This window comes from Sphingobacterium multivorum, from assembly GCF_039511225.1.
In the GTDB taxonomy this organism is placed as follows: Bacteria; Bacteroidota; Bacteroidia; order Sphingobacteriales; family Sphingobacteriaceae; genus Sphingobacterium.
In genome coordinates, this window is the sequence record NZ_CP154261.1 from 3947238 (window position 1) to 3963444 (window position 16207).

The 16207-nt window shown below is 41.7% G+C and carries 10 protein-coding genes; 1 reads left to right on the plus strand and 9 read right to left on the minus strand.

Going from position 1 to position 16207, the window contains the following annotated elements; genetic code table 11:
- Positions 1-76: 76 nt before the first annotated feature.
- The 3 genes from AAH582_RS16710 to AAH582_RS16720 form a co-directional block, all read right to left on the minus strand.
- Entirely contained in the window at positions 77-2275 is a 2199-nt protein-coding gene (locus AAH582_RS16710) for a PepSY domain-containing protein (RefSeq protein WP_343318810.1), read from the minus strand.
- A 13-nt stretch (positions 2276-2288) separates the two neighbouring features.
- Positions 2289-2774: a DUF2271 domain-containing protein gene (locus AAH582_RS16715; RefSeq protein ID WP_070567915.1), complete on the minus strand. Its 486-nt coding sequence runs from the start codon at positions 2772-2774 to the stop codon at positions 2289-2291.
- A 118-nt stretch (positions 2775-2892) separates the two neighbouring features.
- The gene (locus AAH582_RS16720; RefSeq protein ID WP_343318818.1) at positions 2893-4398 is read right to left on the minus strand and encodes an ankyrin repeat domain-containing protein; all 1506 of its coding nucleotides are present in this window, start codon (positions 4396-4398) and stop codon (positions 2893-2895) included.
- 424 nt (positions 4399-4822) lie between these two features.
- On the opposite strand from AAH582_RS16720, the gene AAH582_RS16725 reads away from it, so the two are divergent.
- The gene (locus tag AAH582_RS16725; protein ID WP_343318824.1) at positions 4823-5767 is read left to right on the plus strand and encodes an alpha/beta fold hydrolase; all 945 of its coding nucleotides are present in this window, start codon (positions 4823-4825) and stop codon (positions 5765-5767) included.
- A gap of 294 nt (positions 5768-6061) precedes the next feature.
- Here AAH582_RS16725 and AAH582_RS16730 read toward each other — a convergent pair whose 3' ends face one another.
- The 6 genes from AAH582_RS16730 to AAH582_RS16755 all read right to left on the minus strand — a co-directional run bounded on the left by AAH582_RS16730 (position 6062) and on the right by AAH582_RS16755 (position 16206).
- The gene (locus tag AAH582_RS16730; protein ID WP_343318830.1) at positions 6062-7162 is read right to left on the minus strand and encodes a family 43 glycosylhydrolase; all 1101 of its coding nucleotides are present in this window, start codon (positions 7160-7162) and stop codon (positions 6062-6064) included.
- A 42-nt stretch (positions 7163-7204) separates the two neighbouring features.
- Complete coding sequence (locus AAH582_RS16735) at positions 7205-9679, minus strand: glutaminase family protein (RefSeq protein ID WP_343318835.1); 2475 nt, start codon at positions 9677-9679, stop codon at positions 7205-7207.
- A gap of 90 nt (positions 9680-9769) precedes the next feature.
- Positions 9770-11614: a glycoside hydrolase family 2 protein gene (locus AAH582_RS16740; protein ID WP_343318838.1), complete on the minus strand. Its 1845-nt coding sequence runs from the start codon at positions 11612-11614 to the stop codon at positions 9770-9772.
- Positions 11615-11652: 38 nt separating this feature from the next.
- Positions 11653-13698, minus strand: a complete 2046-nt coding sequence (locus AAH582_RS16745; RefSeq protein ID WP_343318843.1) for a beta-L-arabinofuranosidase domain-containing protein — start codon at positions 13696-13698, stop codon at positions 11653-11655.
- A gap of 2 nt (positions 13699-13700) precedes the next feature.
- Complete coding sequence (locus AAH582_RS16750; RefSeq protein WP_343318848.1) at positions 13701-14375, minus strand: DUF3823 domain-containing protein; 675 nt, start codon at positions 14373-14375, stop codon at positions 13701-13703.
- Between the two features lie 10 nt (positions 14376-14385).
- The gene (locus AAH582_RS16755) at positions 14386-16206 is read right to left on the minus strand and encodes a RagB/SusD family nutrient uptake outer membrane protein (RefSeq protein ID WP_046675394.1); all 1821 of its coding nucleotides are present in this window, start codon (positions 16204-16206) and stop codon (positions 14386-14388) included.
- Position 16207 lies beyond the last annotated feature (1 nt).

Sequence of the window (16207 nt, forward strand, 5' to 3'; positions counted from 1 at the left end):
CCAAAAAGGTATTATAAAGTCGATCTATACAAAAAGTAGTCTTCGTGACGGGATTTACCATTGTCCCACCAATTTACTAATAACAATCCGTTAATATTTGTCCACTTTCTTTGTAGTCCGCAATAGTTTTGCCGACATGCGCCAGGAGAAGTTCATTTAAAGTATGCTCAACATCATGCTGCATACGCAATGCACCACAGAGCAATATATATCCTCCTTTATCCAGCAATTCAACAAAATATAACGCATCCCGACGGATCAGATCCATGACATATTGTGGATTTTCCTCGCGCGAAAAAGCCAGTTCAAGCTGTTGCAGCTGCCCTAATTTCAGCTGTTGATCAGCAAAATCCACATAGTGCGCAGTCATTTCATTTCGATGGCGAAAACCAGCATACAGACGCAAAGGCGTCCTACTTTCATTTTCTGAAATCATGCCAAGAAAGGGTGCTACCCCTGTACCATTCGCAATTAAAGCGACTGCATTTGCTGCTTTCGGGAAATGAAAACTTGGATTAACCATGACACGTGCCTGCAGGGTTTGATTCGGTTCCAATCGATAGAGGAAGCTAGAACCAAATCCATCAGGAAACAATTTCACCACGAGCTGCACCATTCCATCTTTGTAGCCGATCGAATAAAAACGTTCACGTTGATCTTGCGCGGGATAGATTGCCAATAAATCGCCCGATTGCATGTTAATTTTACTTACAGGCTTCAGCACTAAAGTAAAGGTCGTGTTAGTCGCTGAAATAGCAGACTTTGCTACCACCTTAAATTTCGTCAATCCGACGACCTTAGCACTATAAATAGCCGGTGCAGAAGCTAATGCAATAGTGGCCTGCGAAGACCAGTCATGTATCCATGAAATAAGTTCATCAACATCCTTATCATTAACGGTATGTAAGTCTGTTAAACGCGAAGCCCAACCTTGTTTTTCTAATAAACAATCAATTTCGCGCGCATAGGCACAAAAATCGGGATAGGCTTTTGAACCAAAGCCGAGAACCGAAAATTGTACATCTTGTTTTTGTGGATGGCTATTGAGCTTTTGTTCAAATTGAAGTGCATTGGAGGGTGCTGTTCCTAGCCCGTATGTCGAAGTAAACACAAGCAAGTGTTTTGCCTTTGGAAGGCATTGATATTGGTTCATTCCGAGCAGCAACGATTTTTGCCCATCCGCCAAGAGCTGTTTATGGATCTGATTGGCGAAAAACAGCGTACTTCCATTTTCCGTTCCGAAAAGAATAACAATCTCCGCTTCTTCAGGTTTATATTTATTCTTGATCTTTGTACGCGTGCGCTTGAATGTAATGACGAACCCTGTATAAATAAAGAACACGATATTCAACGATGCAAGCCCCAGCACAATCGCCCATATAATATTGGTCTTACCCGTATGGAGGTCTAAAGACAACTCTTCGGCCAATGCAGTAAAGGGGTACTTGACTTCTTTATGCAAGCTTCCATTCAACTGATTAATGGTCAATTCCCGATCGCGAAGCTTCAGTACAAAATATTCGTCAGGATCGCCTTCCATAAACGGAAACTCCAAGGTCTTCAAATCAACAAGTTTTGTATTTTGGAATATTGAAAATTTTGCCACCTCCAATTCGATATCTTCCTTCATCTTATTGGGATATTCAATGGTTTGATTCGGCTTTTTTAAGATTTCAATACGTACCAGGAATAAATAAGTACCAGTTAGGGCCAATATCAAAATTGGTATCAAAAATAAACGTCCTGAAACAACGTGGAAATACTGGGCAAAAAAGTCCCGATTGATTTTGGCAAAGAAGTGCCGAACGCCCTGTTGACGCTTAACAATCAGAACAATTCCTGAAATAGTAATAAGAAACAACAGAAATGAAACCACACCAATAATCACCCGGCCGGTTACTTTCAGAAAGAGCGAGCGGTGTAAAGCTGTAACCCATTGAATAAATTGGGACTTATTCAATTGGGGACCAAGCAGACGCCCGGTATTTGGATCAATATAACCCTTCACGGTATTGCCATCAGCGTCTATGGCATCAATACTCACAAATTGATTGTGATCTACCGAAATCGCTATGATTTCGGGATAAACCTTGCGCAAGGCTGTTACGGACTGCGCAAGGTTTAAGGTTTCAATATGTTCAACCCGATAAGGTGGAATTTTTTCGTTGACAGCGTCAACGGCCAATATTACGCCAGTTATCGATAATAAAAGTAAAAAGACAGAAGAAACAATAGCTAAGGCTAAATGTGCATACCTCCAAATAGATACCAGCATTTTTAACCCTCTTTTATTGTATTTTATTTAACTTGACAAGTTTGATGTATCCCTTGCCATTCGCTTTTTCGGTAATGGCTTCTTTTGTTAAAGGGATTTCAACATCGGCAGTATGATATTTTTGTTCCTCTACAGCAGATTCAAAACGGAGTTTATACCCTTTGTTGAACTTCGATTCGTCAATATCCAATGTACGCATGGCACGGTCACCGCCACCAACTGACGCACCCGTCACCGCATTTAGCTTCTCTTTGGTCTTATTTTGGAACTTGTACCATTCCTTGATGGTATTATACCATTGTTTATCAGATCCCAATACGGCGAGTGTTTTTTCGTAAGCTCCACTAGGATTAATCAGTGAAATCACGACGTAGGCTTTCTCACCTTCGTAGGCATTCATTTGGATCATGCACTTATATTTAGCTGCCTGTGCGAAAGAGCTTAGGGCTGCCATTGAAAATAAAAGAGTGGCTATCGTTGTTTTAAATATGTTATTCATCTTCAATTGTATCTAATTTTAAGGTATCCTTAGTCCGTTCAGCGTTACCAATATTTCTATTATTTATCGGGATATTTCATCGATATGATTAGAAATACCACTGGAATACGATGTTGTCTTATTTCAAAAAGTCAAGCTGCACATTGGACTTAGCTAAGAAATCGTTCTCTTTCGCCAGGTCATAAGCTGTTTCATCGAATTCTGTTTTCAATTCCTTTTTTGCACCAAGCGAAACCAATGTTTTTAATATGGAATCGTCTTTAGCTAGGAGAGCTGCCTTATGTAGTGCCGTCGTTCCTTCTTTATCTTGTGCGTTAATGTCTACTCCAAGTTCGCTAGCTTTCTGGATAAGCTTCACATTCTCTTTGGCTACTGCCAAATGATACAATGTACTACCATTTTTTTGCGGAGCAATAACGTCCAATCCGTTCGTCTTAAGGATCGCTAATTTTTCTTTAAACTCATCCCCTTGTGACACATTTCCCTGACCACCTGGTCTGCCCCCCTGTGGCAATTCTTTGTAAGAATTAAACCAATAGAACGCTAAGTTATTGCCCTCCTTATCCAATACCTTGGTATCGGCTCCATTTTTAATCAATGCCGCAGCTACTTCAGGAGTCCCATTTGCTATTGCTTTAGTCAATGCAGATTCCCCTTTTTCATTTACAGCATTCACATTTTTTGCTTTAGTAAGCAGCAACTCGACCAATTTAGCATCTTTTCCGCTGGCTGCAACCATAAGTGCCGTATTGCCCTCGTTGTCAGCTTTGGCGACGTCTACCCCACTATCCAAAAAATAATTGATCACATCCATATCTGGCCTACGAACCAAAGCATGCAGTACCGTAGCACCTTCCTTATTTACGGCCTTAGGATCCAATTTGAACTTTTCAACCAAATAGGTATAAACCGCCAAACCGTTAGAAGCTTGTCTAGAACCTTGAGTCGCAAAAAACAACGCATTGTTGGTTGGCTTTACACCACGGGCGATGAATTTCTCCATAAGCGCGGTATTTCCAAGTTTAGCAGCATAATCCGTTACCGTACGGCCCGACTCATCTTTATCTTGAATAGATAATCCTTTTTTTATGAAATAATCCGTCAATGCCAGGTCCTTGTCTGCAGACGCTGCAAGCATCATCAATGTTGCACCACCTTCATATTTCTGTTTGGGATTCACGCCTGCTTTAAACAAGGCATCATACACAGCAGTATTTGTATTTCCTGTTGAAGCTGCATAAGCGACAATTGGGTAACCATGGCTATCTTGGTAATTGACATCAGATCCCTTCGCTATTAAAAAATCGACCAGTTCAGCATTTCCACTTGACGCTGCCCAGTGTAAATAACTACGGCTGTGATGTGTCTTCTTGGTTACACTATTCCCTTCTTGTTCGATCATGAATTTGACGACATCAGTCGGAGCACCATTTAATATAGCCATAGTGACCGGATCAAAGGATGCCGCATTCGGCTGAGAAGGGCTATTTCCTTTGCTGATTTCTGCTTTAACAACGGTCAATGTAGGTTTGCCCTTCCAGAACTCGCCGTTCATTAACGAGTTTGTCTGCGCCTGTGCATAAGATGCAGCGAATAATAAAGCTGCCAAAAGTGTCTTTTTCATTCTTTTATTTGTCTTTTGAAGGTGATGGAGCAACATAACCTATTCATTCCCTACTCAATTATTCTGCAAATTGAGCTTTAATTATACGATAACATGGGTCGGAATATATCGTGTTGGTTTCATCAGAATATGTGTAAACGCGTATATTTTTAGAACATGGATGCGTTCCGAATTCGATGTTTGCAACAATTTCTGCATACAGACAAGCCCATGTTTAAAATAGACCAACTACTTTATTTAAATTAATTCTAAATTAATGCAAATCTAAAAAATATTCCCAAACCACAAAAATTAATCGTGCTAATTTTTATTGATCAATTGCCCTGAAAGGCTTTCGGCTTCATCCGAACAACATCTGAAAGAAGATTGTTAAACTTGCAAATGCACTAAAATTATCTTACTTTACTTAAAATAAAGTGGTATAATGAGCAAGGTAGTTTCCAATTTTTATACAATCAGCGCAACGACTGAACCTGAACATAAAATTTTCTATCGTCTGTATGTACCCGACGACAATCAAATAGTGGCAACATTACTCTTGGTTCATGGCATGCAGGAACATAGTGGTCGGTACGAAGAATTGGCCAGTTATCTGACTACACAGAATTTTGCGGTTTTAAGCTACGATCAATTGGGCCATGGAAAAACGGCGCTACAGGTCGATCAATTGGGTTATTTTAAAAAGCATGGGGCTAAAGAACAACTTATTGATGACGCCATTACAATGAGTAACTTCTTACGTGAAACCTATCCGCAACTGCCTCAATTTATTTTAGGGCATTCCATGGGATCCTTTGTCACACGTTGTGTTTTGCAAAAAATTGGTCGGCAATTTAAGGGGGCCATTATCGTGGGGACAGGCCAACGTCAAAAAGGATCCATGGCCTTTCGCCTTTTACTCACTCTTCTCAATAGTATTGCCCCTAAAGGAAGAAGTAAATTGATCAATCGCATTTTTGACAAACGTAATAATGCTCGATTTAAGAACGAGCCTAACCAAAATAACAGCAATTGGTTAAGCGTAAGCAAGACAAACCGTATTTCATTTTTGGAAGATCCACTTTGTGGGGGATTGTTTACCAACAATGGGTTTCATACCGTATTAGACCTTTCTTTGCAAGCGACAGCTATCGAGGCTACCAAGAATATCCCAAAAAATCTACCAATTGTATTTATCAGCGGACAAGATGATACAATTGGAGATTTTGGCATAGGCGTCGAAAAGAGTGTAGCACAGTTAAGTGCACAGGGGCAGGCCGATATAACCCTTAAATTATATGCAGGCATGCGGCATGAAATTCTTAATGAAGACTGCAAAATGGAGGTATTCCAGTTCATCAGTAGCTGGCTTCATCGTCATTTACTTTAGCTTTCGACCGTAATATTTCCGAATAGGCTCATCTAAACAGTAAAGACTAATAAAGATAAAAAAATCAACAACAGCATTCCAATAACAATAATCACAGCCATTTGCCTATTTGATGGGTGATTGAGTTCTACATAGCTCATACAAATCCAGCTAAATGGATAACTCCTTTCCCCAACATGAATAATAAATGAAAATATGGCGTCAAGAAGTTCAAAATGTTTCTTCGTTCGATGTATCATATTTTTTATCGACAGCGAAAATCAAGACCAACAAAAATTGGAGGTCCACTGCTAGCTATTTAAAATTAAACGTTGGTGCTGGTTGTGGCACAACACTGCTGGTTGTCCCTTCAATTTTTGGCCAGTCCTTATCCCAGACGATCTGATCCAACAATAGCATCCGGCGATTTCCCCCCGTAGCGACACGAGGCTGCTTTGGATCAATACCATGATAGAGTATCCAATCTTTTCCTTTGTCGTCTGTAATAATGCGCGAAGTGTGACCTGTCCCCACAAATTGATCATTTCCTTTTAACAACAGCGTTCCACTCCCCCGCTGTGTAAGGTTGCGGCCTTCTTGATCCACATAGGGTCCTTTCAGATCACGAGAGCGCCCCACAAGAACATGGTAGCTGCTTTTTTCTCCTTCACAACAGGAGCCTTTGGATCCGATAAAGTAATAGTACCCTTTTCGTTTATGAATCACAACGGCTTCAAAATCTCCTGCAGCGACTTTAAATTTCCCATTTAAATCAGGTATACCGGTACCATTTTTATCGAGTTCAACACCATAAGTGCCTTGCGTATTCGCATCGCTAAAACTGCCCCAGAATAGATAGTTCTGCCCATTTTCAGTAAAAAAATAAGGATCTATTGAATTAGGCACATCGATCTCCTTGCTATCAAAAAGTTTACCTTGATCGATAAAGGGGCCTTCCGGTCTAGCTGCTAGGGCTACACCGATGCCGGGATTGGGATCACCCCATGTGGAATAGGCATAATATAAGAGATACTTACCATTTAACTGCACTACATCGGGGGCCCAGATTCCGCCTTCTGCTTTCCAACCTGGTTTTGAGCTGAAGGCCGTACCAATCCAAGTCCAATGAGCAAGATCAGCCGATTGTAGAATAGACACCAAACGTTGCCCCTTTCCGTCGCCCCAATTGTCGGCTGTCCCGTATGCATAGAACATTTTGCGCTGTGGGTCTCTAACGACTGTAGGATCAGCAAGTATGGGCTCAAAAACCGGATTGCTATAGGTTTTATGCTGAGCCGTAGCATTTGTTATTTGTCCCGACGGCTTCACTGAACCTGTAGCGCTTCCACAGGAGCTCAACAGGTTCAGTACGGCAACTCCGCCAATCCAATATCTGAACAACATTGCATTCAACATCTTATTATTCTATTTATATTATTTTCTATATCATAGGGAAAGCTATTTTGCTTTTCCCAATTTCTCTTCCAACATTTTGATAAAATAGCCCCCGACAACGGATCTTGATTTAAATCCAGCTCTCTTAGGACGGTCTGTATAGGTCCAATCCGACATGGGAACGCGATCGGTTGTTTCGTTCATAAAACGGTAGACTGGCTTCAAAAATGCCTCAAAGGTGGGCTTATCATCTGCCATGGTCGCCGTCCAAATAATCCAATCGGTTTTGGTGTAAGGCTGACGATTGTCCAGGGGAAGTCCGTATTTATTTTGTTTGCTGAGATAGTATTTAATTTCAGTTTCACGGATAGAAGGGTCAAAAATATCCATCTTAAGCAATTTATCCCAGACCATATTATACTTTTGACTCCAGGTTCCACTTTTATCAAAAGTTAACTTGTAGTGATCCCCATCTTCGGCCATCTTTTTCCATTTCATCGCCATTGCTTTTGCTTCGGTCAAATACTTTTTCGCCGTAGCCTCTTCACCAAGCATTTGGGCCAGATAACCGTAAGATGCAATACCCAAAATAGCTTTAATGGATAAATTGGCATTATGCGCAAAATGGCCTGCAAAATCATCTGTACACAACTGATTTTCGGGGTCAAGACCTTTATCGACTAGATAATCTACCCAGGTAGACAACACTTTCCAATGTTTTTTGGCATAAGCGGCATTGCCTTCCACCTTGGCCAAAGCATAAGTTAATAGCAGCATATTGCCTGATTCTTCCACGGGCATATCCCCACCGTAAGTTTGGCCATTCGCTAAAGGATAGGTCCCAACATCATGCGCAGCAAAAGGTTTTGTCCACTTATTGCTTTCACTATAATAAAAAATGGCGTTCATTAGTGCTTTTGCCAGTTCTGGATTATAGTAAAGGAAAATCGGAGCCGAAGGATAGGTTACATCAACAGTTCCTATTGACCCATTGCTATCATTTTCCTTGGACAGTAAAAGCAGATCGCTATTGGGTGCTTTTACAAGTTTATGAGCGGCGATTGCCTGTCTATAGGCCAAGGCACATAATGCAGCATAGTCTTCACCTCCGTTGCGCAAAGCCGTACCCCATAATTCGGCATCAAATTTATCAGCAGCCTTTTTGAGAACAGTATACTCTTTGTCGGCCAGTTCAAATTGTTTCTCAATGGAACTATTTCCATTGGTATTCCAATAAGGCCGTAAATTTTGTCCAAAATATTGGATCGAGTACAGGTCATCATAGCCCAACAAGATCTTATCCTGGTAGCTTGATGAGACATCAAAAGTTTGCATCAGTGCCAATTGTTGCCCTCCATTTGGAGAAGAGCTATTTTCACTCTTCAGAAAATTAGAGCGTAATTGATGGCTACTTCCGACCGCGGACTTTGTCTTTGATTTTGCACCTGCCATATAGAAATACCCCCAATCTATCCGTAGGTCGTCACCTTTCCTTCCTAGAACCTGCTGGCTTTTGCTTCCTGTCTTTACAAATTGGAGATTTCCGGAAATAAAGGAACTGCTTGCAGCATCTTGAAGTGGAGAATTCAGTGCCCAATTTGGTGCTGCCTCCAAATAGAGTTGTACCTGGTGCTTCTTGCCATCCTTCGCATGAACGGTATAGGAAAGATAATTTACGGGTCTAGCCATTAAGTCCAATTTATCCAAAAACATCGGCGCAGTAAATGTAATATTTAAGTCCACGGGCCCGCAGTTAAACGAATAATGTGTTTGTGTTGCCTGCACATTGGAAGTGATCTGATTCGCTTCATTGTCGAATTGAATACTACCTTCTTTTTCTGTAAAGAGTCCAAAATCAAAATATCCATTCGCTACCCTATTATAGCAATAACCCGCGAGTATATTTTTTCCTTTCTTCAATGTTTTTACGACATGTTCGGGCAGCTTGACCCGACTATTTTTACCTGTCGAATTGCCTGTATTAGCAACCTCAATACCGTTGACGTACAAAATAGCGTCATCGTCATGTGTAAATTCGATATATACAGATTTGCCCGTAAGATCCTCAGTCAGTTCAACTTCCCTTCTAACCCAAATTTTAGGTTCCTGCCAATCAGTCTCCACATTGGGTTCTTTGTCCTTGGTGCCGAATGGCGCTGCTCCCATTTTCCATTGCCGTGCATCAAATGAAGGTTTCATCCAGTCTGAGGCAGGTTCATTGACAACGTAACTTCCCGTCCAAGCCGCATGTTCGCCCATCCGTGCCAAAGGCAAGAGTTCAGCCTCTTCTTTGCCCAGGAAGCGATAGGGTTTTCCATCCACTTTAAGGACGCCCAATAAGGGAAAGGATTTTCCGGTCCAATGGCGTACAACATCCGCATTCAATTCGTTGCTATAGGACCAGGCACTTGTATTCGGGTCAATTGTTACTAAAGGATAGGCAGGCGCGCGAAGATCATTCTTAAGGACTTGTTTTTGTGCAAACGACGATACCGATTGACATACAATAGCCGTTGCAATTAGTAATTTTAATTTCATTGATTTCGTATAAAATAGGTTTAGGTTGACCGGTATATTTTCAGCGATAAATTTAGGCCGCAACCCGTGTTGCGGCCATATCGCTATCAATTATTTGGTAGGTGCATTATAAAGCGCCTGATGTGCAGCCTTCAATTCTGCTTCAGGCATTTTTACAACTTTACGATCATAAGTCATCAAACCATTTGTTTCTACTTCCACATCTGTTGTCTGTGTATAAACAGCGGCCGACAATCCCATCGGAATTAGACGTGTCAAATCATGGATAAGACGTTTGTAACGCTCCAATAATTCCGTTTTATTCTTGAAACTTTGGTATCCCCAGTTGTCTTTCTGTTGCCAAGAATGTCCGTCTATCGGTAAACCCAAACCACCGAATTCACCCAATGCAAGCACTTGTTTAGCACCAAACAAATTTGGATCAGGCATGGCTGCATCCGGATAATTATGGATATCCAAGATATGTCCAGTTTCCATAAAGTTACCACCACTGGCGCTATTTACCAGTCTTGACGAGTCATTAGCCATGGTCCATTCCGTAATTTCCTTCGTTTTGAATTGCCCCCAAGCCTCATTGAAGGGCACCCAGATGACAATACTTGGATAGTTGTGCAACACCTCCATAATGGTTTTCCACTCTTTCCGGTAGTAATTCTCAGATTCCTGTGAACGTACTTTATCCCGATTGCCACCTGAAATCTTTCCCGGTTGCATATCCCAATGATTTCCACCAAGATCGCCGCTAGGCATATCTTGCCAGACAAGCATACCTATACTATCACAGTACCGATACCAACGCGCCGGTTCTACCTTGATATGCTTACGGATCATATTGAATCCCATTTCCTTTGTTTTGACGACATCAAACTTCAGCGCTTCATCCGTTGGCGCGGTATGTAGACCATCCGGCCACCAGCCTTGATCCAAAGGACCATATTGGAACGTAAACTTATTGTTTAACATTAAACGTTGAACGCCGTTTTCATCTTTCTGCATGGCTATCTTCCGCATGGCGAAGTAGCTTTTCGCCTGGTCTACGATTTTTCCTTTTCGAATCAGCTGAATTTCCAGATCATAGAGTTTAGGGTTACTCGGCGACCAGGGCTCCAGATTGGGTACCGAAAGATCAAAGGATGTATTGGGTTGTCCTATTTGTTCTTTAATAAGCTTTCCGCCATCCAATGCACGCACCTTTATTTCGTCGCCGGCTTGGCTTCCCTCTACGGAAGCTTGAAAGGCCAAGACAGCATCGTCCAATCGCGGCGTCTGTTTGGTACTTACAATATAAGCTTGTGGAACACTTTCTAACCAAACGGTCTGCCAAATTCCCGTCACTGGTGTATACCATATTCCATTCGGCTTGTTCACCTGTTTACCCCGTGGTTGTGGACCATCATCAGTCGGATCCCATACCCGAATGGCTATTTCCTGTTTCGCTCCTTTCTTTAGGAAGCTTGTCACATCCATCGAAAATGGATCAAAACCACCTTCATGTCTTCCGACCAATTGATTATTTACATACACATCACATTGCCAATCTACGGCACCGAAATGCAACAGGACCTTATTTTTATGGACAGACTTGTCCAATGTTATGGTATTATTATACCATAAGGCTTTATCTTTTCCAACCTCTTTACCAACACCGGACAATGCCGATTCAATAGCAAAAGGAACAAGGATGTTGCCGTCCCATTGCCGAGGAATCTCTTTAGTACCTACCGGAGTGACAGCATATTTCCATAGTCCATTTAAATTCTGCCAGTTATTGGTTCTGATTAATTGTGGCCTAGGGTATTCAGGATGTGGCTTTTGGGCCGTTACTTTCTCGCCCCAGGGGGTTAATATATGTGATCCGGCGGGTTTCCAATCCTGAGCAAAGTTCAATTGTGCTGCCATCATCAAACTGGCAAAAAATAAGGTTTTCTTCATCATAAAAAATCGTTAAGTCATTTATTTATATCGTATTTATATTATTTCACCGTGGGAAAAGCAGCAATGCGCAAACGTGCTGCTCCCATTGGAATTAGTTCAACTTCCTGTACCTCGCTTTTGCTTTCCACGGGGCTCAGAGGCAATACCCCCGTTAACCCGTTTTCATCAATTTTCCACCCATCGATACGTTTCGCTTTCACAAGAATCGAAATAGGTACTGCTTCTGCGTCGAAAGGAAATGCATCTTTAGGCCATGGTCGTTTGACCACTTTTAGGTGGTTAACAGCTTGCAATTGATTTTGTACAAGTCCGTAATTCCAATCACTTGCAGGAAGGATTTCATAGGATGGCCACTTGGATGGATCTGCAGTCTCCTGCCATTTGGAATCTCCTATTGCCGAAGCCTTACTATCTTTTTTCACATAATTCTCCTTGATTTTAAGGGCATAAGTCAATGGTCCACGCTGGATACTCACTGAATTTTTATTGGCTGTCCATGTTTTCAGATCTATGGTCATTGGTAAGGAAAGTTCGACCTTGTCGCCGTCTTTCCACTGCCGTTGAATTCGAATATATTTTGCACCAGCTTCCATAGCTTGGCTTTTACCATTAACCGTTACTTTCGCTTGTTTCGCCCAGGCTGGAATACGGAGATAAAAGGGAAAATCAACCATTTTGCCCTGTGTTCCTATTTCAAATCGTAGCGATTCTTCAAAAGGATAATTGGACTCTTGCCGGATCTGAATAGCCTGCTTGTTTCCGACGTTGATTTCAGCCTTTGATGCGGCATATAGTACTGCCGCAACACCATTATCATTCGTTGCCATATACAAATGCTCAGCATAATATGGCCAGCCCTGACTGTGATTATGCTGACAACAGCGTGAACTGAAGGGATTCATCATTAAAAATGGCCCGTTATTATCAATTCCAGGAGCATGATTATGGCTGTCGCTGATGGTCATATTTGGACTTGTAATATACCTTAAGGCCTTGAAATCTGCTGTTACGGCTGCTGGATAGGTATTGAAAGCGACTTCCTCCGCATGATCTGCCCAAAATGGGTCGCCTGTTATCCCAAGAAGGATTTCATTGGACGCCATCTGTTCGACCATACCACAGGTTTCCACCCCTTGACGGGGATCGGTATATCCTGGACGTGCATTTTCATCGGCACCGAACATACCGCCTGGAACCTGACCAAATACCTGCCTGACAAAACGAAAATTAGCATATGTCGCGTTAAGATCTGCAGGCGATTGGCTTTTCAGATAATAGGTTGCCGGCTCTCTGAAACATTGTGCAACATTGACATTATGCCAATTCGGCAAATCATCTTTCTGTCGCCAATTGGCGGTATTGCGATGGATTTTATCCGCTAAATCCATCAGCCATTCATTTCCTTGTGTTCTATTATAGAGCCAATATACGGATAGCAAATTGTCCCCACCACGGCTATTCTCCCAGTAATCCTTGAGAAAAAAACTATCTGGCAAATTGGCCTGCCATTTAAAGTAATTGGTCATCAACGTTAAGACACGTTGGTCACCGCTATATTCATAATAAGATTGCAGGCACCACAACATCAACATATTCCCCCAAAGATCCGGTTTGTTGTTACGCAGCATCAATGGCCCAAAGTATCCATCAGGACGCTGGCTTTTTAGTGCGGCTTCCAACCATATCTTTGACTCCGCTAGGATTGTAGGATCTTTTAAGATGTAGCCCAGATTAGCATAACCTTTTAGCCAATAAGGAACTTCTTCCCAGCCATAATCTCCTTTCCCATCCGTACTTAACCATGCATTATTTTTTTTGGACAACCAGGCACTAATTTCGCCCAAATGACCTGTAAGACCATCTTTTTGCAACGCTAGGTACTTCCCTAACCAGCCTTCAGGCACTATACTGCCTACCGGCAATTTCAGCAAGGCATTCTGTCTTAGTGGAGCCCTATTGTTCACGTATTGTGTATTCTTACCTGTCAACGGCAATTGGTTTACGGAAGTTGCTATTCCTGATTGGGCCGACGCAGCTAAGCCAAACCCCAACAATAAGCTTAAAAAGCCAATTCTTTTAATCATTTTTATTTTAGTTTCTTTGGTTCACTATCGTACAGCGCCTCGGTAATCCCATTTACCCGTAACCCTACGCGCGCATACACCGCTGCACTCTTGGTCAAAATATCTTTGATATCCAGTTCCAATTCGACATGGCCGGCATTTAATCCGGTTTTTTCCATCTTGTAAGTATATTGGCCCAAATCCACAAATTTTGTATCATTGACCAATAAGGTGACTAAATCAATCGTTCTTGAAGCATCTATTGTTTCGATATCAAAAGATGCTTTAAGGATATTTCCTTGTGTGTTATAGGTTATATTACTCATCATGTAATAGGGTTTCACCTGATAATCCACTGTGGTATTACCCTTCACATCAACCAGTAACGTATCGGCACTGCTCACCCATGGTCCATTTCCACTGGTTGTCACCAATTTGTACTTTCCATCAAAGAGTTTCGTGGAAAACGAACCATCTTGAGTTAAATAAACATTAATGGGAGACCGAAATTGATAACCATCCTGCCAGAGTTGAAGATAGACCGATTGATTGGATCCTCTCAGCCCCAAAGGTTTGGAATTATAGGCTACATGTCCGCTTAATGTGCTTTGTGGTGCATCATAATTATCTTTGCCACAAGCAAAAACACCCAAGAGTAAACACAACCCGACTATTAATTTACAAAAAAAAGTTTTCATAAGAATAATGCTATTGATAAGGATTTCGGACTAGCTTCGGATTGTTGTTAATCCAATTTTGGTCAATGAAATTATAATAGTTCTGATATTTAAAATTTCGCGGATAGAGCGTATGGCTAGATTTCTGTTTCTCGAAAACCCACTTGCCATTGTTAGGATCCCCAGGAGCATATATTTTATACGGAAATAGGGCATAGTGCACCGCATTGTAATTATCAGCACTTCCGTTCCAGATTTCATGGGCGATGCGCAAACGTTTCAAATCCCAATAACGATGATCTTCGAAAGCAAATTCAACGCGACGTTCCTGAATGATATCATTTAAAGAAATAGTCGTCAATGCTTGTATTCCCGCGCGCTCCCTGATCTTATTGATATATCCAGTCAACTCAGCTTGCGGTTTACCAAGTTCAAGCCCCGACTCTGCAGCGATCAACAGAAATTCAGCATAACGAAAACGGACAAACCAAATATCCGAACCGCGCCCGCGTGTAGAGGCATCTTTATTTTCGTCAATAAACTTCCGGATATTAAATCCAGTTTTATTGACATACATATCGTTGGAAGTCGTAGGGCCATCCTCACTCGTAATAAGTCCGCCAAATTTATCATTTGAGGAACCAGGCGAACCTGTTACTGTCTTCCATGTACCATTTTCTTTATACCGAACCCCCGCCTGATAAGTTATTTTTGTTCCAGCAAAATCTGCTCCGGAGTAAATTACCGTACCATACAAGCGTGCATCCTTATTGGCAAAAAGATCTTCGGGATTTGTATAATAAACATAGTCACCAGCAGCAGTCTTCGTTTTCAGATCCCCTTTTCGATCATTTGTATATTCAAATGCTTCTACCAAATTGAGTACTGGGGTTACGAAATTGGCATCAATATCACCGCGGACTGATGAGGCTATATTATTATTGGTAAAAGAATGGGTCTCACCAGGATAAGCATAGTCTTTTGCCCAAATTACTTCATTACTTGATTTTGAGGTTACGGCAAGATAAAAGTTCTTGCCCTTATCCGGATTTGCATTATACAGCGCATAAGGGCTATTATTTATAATATCCAAAGCAGTTTCATAAGCTGTCTGATAATATTTAGTTGCTTCAGATGCAGGGATACCTACCTCATTGCCTGCGGTCTTCACATCGGGTGTTTTATAATTATACTTTGCGATGGATGCGGCATATAAACTTGCGCGGGCTTTTAGCGCCAAAGCTGTCCATTTATTGGCTCTCGCCGAATTGATGGTTTTCTCTGTACCGAGCATTTTAGCCGCTTCAGTACATTCACTGATGACATAATTATAGCTCTCAGCTTCCGTGGCTCTCGATAACTGCAGTTCGGCCGGATCCATCCCACTTGTATAATCATATACCTTATCTCCCACCAATGGCACACCGCCCAAACGCTTGATCATATTGAAATACGTCCAAGCACGAATAAAACGAGCCTCCCCTTCTATGCTCTTCTTATTATTATCGTCTAGTGTCGATTGACGGACACCCACAATAAATTGGTTTAAATTGCGGATCAATTCGTAATCATACATCCGCCAAAAATCATTTGGAAACTCCTGCATATTGTTGGGAGAACCGCTGGAAAATCCGGCTTCATCTAGCATTGCAAAGGAGCCGTTGTCGCCAAACTGCTGGCCCCAGCTGACTCTTCCGTAATAATTGGCCAACACTGACTTCACCATATTTTGATCTGAAAATATCTGATCATCGGTAAAAATTGCCTGTGATTCCCGGTCCAAGAACTTATTACAGCTTGAAAATGTACATACTAAACATACACCCCATAAAATAACCTTCCTCTTTATCATG